Consider the following 6191-nt stretch of genomic DNA (forward strand, 5'->3'; position numbering starts at 1 on the left):
CGCCTGTATCACAGCGGCAGAAACACTTCCGGCGTACTTGGCAGCATCATCAAATAAGTGTAGATCTGCTTCTGCAACATAAATATTTTTTGTGGCCATAACCATACCTTCTTATTTATGTAACTTGTATCTGAAATTTAGTATCTATATAACTATAAACATAGTTATAATCATATAGAGCTATTTTGTCAAGATAGACTTTCTTTCCATCATTATGATGTTGAAGACTGTTTCTGTAAATTTATCCTTCATTAGTAGCTTTGCAGCTACTAATGAAGGATTTTCAGGTATTGGTCTTTTGTAGCAACGCTATAGTCTCCACATGTGCTGCTTGTTCTGGAGAAAAGGCAGATGACATGTATTTTACTAAACCTTCGACGCCTAAAATTATTGTTAAAAGAATGCTGTTTATCTTATCGATAAAGATGGCAACACTAAAAGCAATGGCAATGTACTTGCTATTATCGTACTTTCCGATAATCAGCTCGCAGACAATCCCTGCAATCAGAGTAATCGGAATCATGATCCCATATAACCTAAAATTGCATATACCAATTTTTATGTCGAAGATGTTGTTGTTAGTTCCAAACTTTATTTTGCAAATCTCCAGCTTTCCGCCTTGCTTCTCGATTCGATAAGATCTCGATAAAGACCTCCTTGCAGCATCAATTCATCATGTGTGCCGCACTGCTCAATCCCTGCTTTGTTCAGTACCAAAATCCGGTTTGCATTACGAATCGTCTTCAAGCGGTGCGCAATCATGATGACGGTTTTGTTTTGAGTAAGGGCTTCAATGGCTGCTTTCAGCTTATCTTCGTTTTCCGGATCAACATTTGCAGTAGCTTCATCAAAAATGATAATCGGTGCATCTTTCAGCATTGCTCTGGCAATGGAGATACGCTGTTTTTCACCGCCGGAAAGACTTGTTCCACCTTCTCCGATCATGCTCTGATAGCCATCGGGCAAGGCGGAAATAAAGTCATGGCACTGGGCCTTTTTTGCCGCAGCAATCACATCATCGCGGCTGGCATTTGGGCATCCGAATTTAATATTGTTTTCAATCGTATCGGCAAAAAGATAGACATCTTGGAAGACCATCGAAATATTATTCATGAGATATTCAAGGGAGTAATCTTTTATGTTCTTTCCTCCAAGGCGAATCTCTCCTGAATTGACATCCCAAAAGCGAGAGATCAAATTGCAAAAAGTTGTTTTCCCTGAACCAGACGGCCCTACGATAGCCGTCATTGATCTTTCGGGGATATAGCAAGACACATTATTTAAGATTGGTTTTTCGCCATAGGCAAAGGAAACATTTTTAAATTCAATATCGTGTTGCTGGAGTGCATCATTGATATGACCTTCCGGCATATCTTGCATTTGATTGACGTAATCATAAGAATCCATCGCGTTGTCAATGGTTCTAAGCATGGCCATAGCACTACCAGAAGCCAATAAACTGTTAAAAATCACAAAACTGGCAACCAGCGTCATGATGGTATAGTCCAAAGAAAGCTCTCCCGAAAAGAAGCATGAAAGTGCTGTGGCAATCATAACCGAAATCGTGATCGCAATGATGATTTTCAGCAGTACCGTGTAAGGTGTAACGGCCTTTTCAAGGCTCAACGTCGATTTTTTTGTTTCTTCAAAACTTTGATCTAGCTTGTTGTTATTTTGTCCGCCCAAGTTATAGGACTTGATGATCTGCATACCTTGCAAGGTTGCCAGCACTTCTTTCGTGAGATCGTTTTGTACAACAGAAACTCGATCAGAACTCTTTTTAGATCTTTGCTGCATTAAGGCGGCCGCCGCCAAGAAAATCAAAGACCCGGCGATAGCAATGACTGCAATTTTCCAATGCAGCATAAAAAGTGACAGGATAAATACCACGGTTACAAGCAGACCGCCGAATACCATAATAAAAAGTGTGGGCACCCAAGTTTCGAGACTGTCCAACTTTGTCGTCGCAATGGCCGTTAAATTTCCTAAGCTAAAATCATTGAAAAAGCCCATTGGCACTTTTTTGATTTTTTCTCCCATAGCGATACGCTTATTTGCGGCTGTAAAATAGCCGGCATGCGTTTGCTTAAGCATGGAATTTTTCTTAGAAATAATGATGCCCAGTAAGGAAAGCAATAAGAATGCGCTGCACATACCAATCGTCTGCCACGTAATTTCCTGCTTTATAATCGCCGCAATGACCAAATAGATGGCCATAAATTGAAAAACGTTAAAAATCGCGCCCAAAAAACTCCAGATCACCGAGGAGCGAATCATCCCTTGCTCACGCTCTGCAAATTTCCATAACTTCTTAAATGTATTAATCATTTTCTTCACCTCGCATGGCCGCACTCCACAATTCTTGGTAAACCGGAGAATCTTTTAAGAGTTCATCGTGTGTTCCGTGATTTTCAACATGTCCATCATGGATTACAAATATTTGATCCACATCTGCAATGGTTTTCAGTCGATGGGCAATAATAATGAGCGTTTTGCCTTTTACCAATGTGGCGATGGCATCTTGCAAAATAGCTTCATTTTCAGGATCGATATAGGAAGTGGCTTCATCCAAAATGACAATCGGTGCATCTTTGAGCATGGCGCGTGCAATAGAGATGCGCTGGCGCTCACCGCCGGAGAGATACCCGCCACCTTCTCCAGCAACCGTTTCATAGCCTTGTGAGAGCTTCATAATGAAATCGTGGCAGCCCGATTTTTTAGCAATTTCTATAATTTCCTCATCCGTTGCATCTTTTTTGCCGATGCGAATATTATCTTTGATGGAAATATCAAACAAATAATTGTCTTGAGATACATAAGAAATAGCATCCGAAAGCTGTTCTAAAGGCATATCCGTGAGAGCTATGCCACCAATTGTTATGGTGCCACTATCGGTATCCCAAAATCCGGCGAGGAGCTTTGCAACGGTCGATTTCCCTGAGCCAGAATACCCGACGAGTGCATTGACACTACCTTCATTGATGTGCAGATTGACATCCTTGATAACCTGTTTGTTTTCATCGTAAGAGAAATTTACGTGATCGAAAGTGATGTCATAGCGTGAAATGTTTTGTGTACCGGTTGCGTGGGATAACTCTTTTGAGTTGAGAACTTTTTCAATCTCACCAGCAATAGTTTTGATGCGACCCATATCGTCCTCATAAGACATCACCTGCATGATATTTGAGATTGTGCCAAACGATAAAATAATCAACATCAAAAGATTAGCGCCGCTTAGGCTACCCTGCATACAGAAGAAAAGACCAAACGGAATAATGGTTAAAATACCCATCGGTGCAAGCGACATGCTCACCGCATAGTCGTTGTTGTTCGAGCCCATCCACTTGCAGTAATAATCTGCTTTGGCATAAACATTATTGCTGTATTTTTTATAGGATGTATCGCCTTGATTAAAAGATTTAATGACCTCGATGCCGTTGATATATTCCACAATCGAGTTGTTCATGTCTTGACCGATTTTGACTGCTTTGGGAAACATTTTAGGCATGCGCTTCATCGGGCCGGCCATAAAAAACATTCCGATCACAAGAGGAACCAGAGCCAAGAGCGAAACGCGCCAATCGAGTACAAACATGTAAACAAGAAGTAAAACCGGGCCAACAATATTAGCGGTCATTTCAGGAATCAGGTGAGCCAGGGTTGTCTCCATGCTGTCAACTTGATTCACGATGATATCTTTTAGCTTTCCTGTGCTTAAATTCAAAATGTTTCCTAACGGCATTTTGAAAAGTTTGTCCATGATATCTCGCCTGATTTCACACAAAGCACCATAGGTCGCTGTATGAGAAATCGTGGTGGAAATACCCATAAAAACTTCTTTTGCGCACAGCAGCGCGAGAATACTGAGGACTCCTTTAGTATAAAAAGCAAAATCTGTATTCCCTGCAATGAGGGCAACATTCATTTTGCTCAAGAGCACATAGGCAAAAAGTCCTGCCAGTACACCCATAACGGCTAAAAGAACCGAGAAAAAGTAGCCGGTCTTATTTTTGGCGATGTACTTTTTCAATAAGTTCATATCAAAAAACCTCCTTAGTTAATGAATGAAATGCGGAAATCGATGGAAGAGTTTAGAGACCGGAAACTTCCGCTTCCTGAAAAGTCGAACGAGTAAAATAACCTTCAAGCATGGATACCAAGTGCTGTCTGTTCTTTAAAAAATTTTCACGCGTATCTAAAATTTCACAGGATAACAAGCTTGCATTGATGAGATTCGTTACAAATTCATAGTCATCATCAGTAAGCAATCCGCATTCGTACCCATTCATAAAATTCTTAAAGTAAGTAATAGAATCCCTTTTGAGTTTTTCATATAATGAATTAAGCTGTTCATTTTTCTTAATCTCACCAAGAAACATGACATAGATAGACGTAAAAGAATTATTCGCCAACATTTTATCGACGACAACTTCAGCCAAGATATGTGGCGTAAGCTTGTTCCCCATATGTTGAACCGTGTTTGTTACCGTTGCTTCACGCATCCTGCTTCCTCTGTCCATAATGTCGTAGAGGATTTCTGCCGTATTTTTGTAGTAGTGGTATAACCCGCCGGCTGATAAACCGGATTTTTCACGAACATCATCCATCGTCGTATTGTTAAAGCCCTTAGAAGAAAAGAGTGCCATAGCAGCCTTTTGAATGTCTTCCTTACGCATTTCCGGATCTAATCGTTCTCTGACCATCATTTTCCTTTCCTTACCGAGATTATTCTCGGTAAGGAGCAAATTACCATAAACTAACTTTTTTGTCAAAAATTTTATGCGGTAATGGAGATTCGCCTAATGTTGCATAAAAAAGCACCCTGCCAGATAGAACAAGATTTTTGTAACGCGTAATGCTTCTTAGTTTAATTTTAGGATGAACAACGCTGTGAGCTTATTGATTTTTACCACATACTAAATTTTCGTACCCCTTAGTATTAGGTTCGTACCCTAAGTGGCGATCCCGTTAAAATGTATCAAATTCTAAAAATTAAACCTTTTATATATGCAGGTCAGATGTGCACTTATAACTTCAAGTAATGTTCTTTCAATTATCTGCGCCTTTGTTGTTGCATAACAGCAAAGAAACGTGTAAAAAATACATTGCAATCAAGTACTCTTGAATGCAAGATAAGTATTACTCGAGTAAGGGGCTCGAGATACGGAGAGGAATGTATTATGAAGGCAACAGTTAATGAGGATTGCATCGGTTGCGGTCTCTGCGAGAGCACTGCTCCTGAGGTATTCGAGATCGGCGACGACGGTCTTGCTCACGCTATTGAGGAAGAGGTTCCTGAGGCTGCAGAGGACGCAGCACAGGAGGCTTGCGACGGCTGCCCAGTCACCGCTATTGAGCTTGACTAGTTTTTAGCTTAGTTTTTCTTTCTTAGCATGTAAGCCTGATGGGTTTCTCGCCTATCAGGCTTCTTTTTTGGGTACAGTATCAGCATAAGCACAACTGATAGGAACGCATATGATTCTTGCATCACAATCCCCTAGGCGCCTTGAACTTTTGCAGTCTATGGGAATAGATCCACAGGTTATGCCTGCTGATATTGATGAAGCTCAAAAAGTTGACGAGAAACCCCTTGCACTGGTAAAGCGACTTGCTCAAGAAAAAGCCATTGCAGTGTGCTATAAGCTCATGGAGCAGCCTAACTTTGAGCAGCTCAACAATGAGATTGTTCTTGCAGCAGATACCATTGTTTGGACAGACGACGGTGAAGTTTTTGGCAAGCCAATAAATGTTGAAGACGCAAAATATATGCTTTCTAAGCTTTCTGGTCAGACTCACCACGTATCCACTGGTGTTGCCCTGCGTCGCTTTAAGGCTTTTAAGTCCCCCTCTCCTGATGGAGCGCCAGCTGTTGTCGCTGTAACGTTTGTAGAAACCACAGATGTTACCTTCTTTGAACTGTCTGAAGATGAAATTTCTGCCTACGTTGCCTCGGGCGAGCCAATGGACAAGGCTGGCGCTTACGGCATTCAGGGAAATGGTCGCTATCTAGTTCAGAGCATTCAAGGAGATTACGAGAATGTCGTAGGACTCCCTGTTTCTTTGCTTTCTCGTGAGTTGGTTAAATTTACCGGCAATCATGACTATCTAGAGCACGCTCTTGCGGGTCGTAAGCACTAAAGACACTTCTACGGATAATAGAAAACCCTCGTATCATCATGGATGAACTGCCT

6 protein-coding genes are annotated in these 6191 nt (G+C 41.2%); 2 read left to right on the forward strand and 4 right to left on the reverse strand.

What is annotated here, in order from left to right; genetic code table 11:
- Nucleotides 1-283 precede the first annotated feature (283 nt).
- From HMPREF1647_RS06670 to HMPREF1647_RS06685, 4 genes are all read right to left on the reverse strand, one after another.
- A complete protein-coding gene (locus HMPREF1647_RS06670) occupies nucleotides 284-523 on the reverse strand; it encodes a hypothetical protein (protein WP_052039180.1) in 240 nt (79 codons plus the stop codon).
- A gap of 68 nt (nucleotides 524-591) precedes the next feature.
- The gene (locus HMPREF1647_RS06675) at nucleotides 592-2328 is read right to left on the reverse strand and encodes an ABC transporter ATP-binding protein (RefSeq protein ID WP_035433290.1); all 1737 of its coding nucleotides are present in this window, start codon (nucleotides 2326-2328) and stop codon (nucleotides 592-594) included.
- Nucleotides 2321-4039, reverse strand: coding sequence for an ABC transporter ATP-binding protein (locus HMPREF1647_RS06680; protein ID WP_035433293.1), 1719 nt, complete (start codon nucleotides 4037-4039; stop codon nucleotides 2321-2323). Before HMPREF1647_RS06680 ends, HMPREF1647_RS06675 begins: the two co-directional genes overlap by 8 nt.
- A gap of 52 nt (nucleotides 4040-4091) precedes the next feature.
- Complete coding sequence (locus HMPREF1647_RS06685) at nucleotides 4092-4706, reverse strand: TetR/AcrR family transcriptional regulator (protein ID WP_081933338.1); 615 nt, start codon at nucleotides 4704-4706, stop codon at nucleotides 4092-4094.
- Nucleotides 4707-5180: 474 nt separating this feature from the next.
- Between HMPREF1647_RS06685 and HMPREF1647_RS06690 the strand changes: the two genes are divergently transcribed.
- Both HMPREF1647_RS06690 and HMPREF1647_RS06695 read left to right on the forward strand, forming a co-directional pair.
- Nucleotides 5181-5366, forward strand: coding sequence for a ferredoxin (locus tag HMPREF1647_RS06690; protein ID WP_035433296.1), 186 nt, complete (start codon nucleotides 5181-5183; stop codon nucleotides 5364-5366).
- A gap of 109 nt (nucleotides 5367-5475) precedes the next feature.
- Nucleotides 5476-6138, forward strand: a complete 663-nt coding sequence (locus tag HMPREF1647_RS06695; protein WP_035433300.1) for a Maf family protein — start codon at nucleotides 5476-5478, stop codon at nucleotides 6136-6138.
- Nucleotides 6139-6191 lie beyond the last annotated feature (53 nt).

This window comes from Lancefieldella parvula DNF00906 (assembly GCF_000758945.1).
GTDB classification, from domain to species: domain Bacteria; phylum Actinomycetota; class Coriobacteriia; order Coriobacteriales; family Atopobiaceae; genus Lancefieldella; species Lancefieldella parvula_C.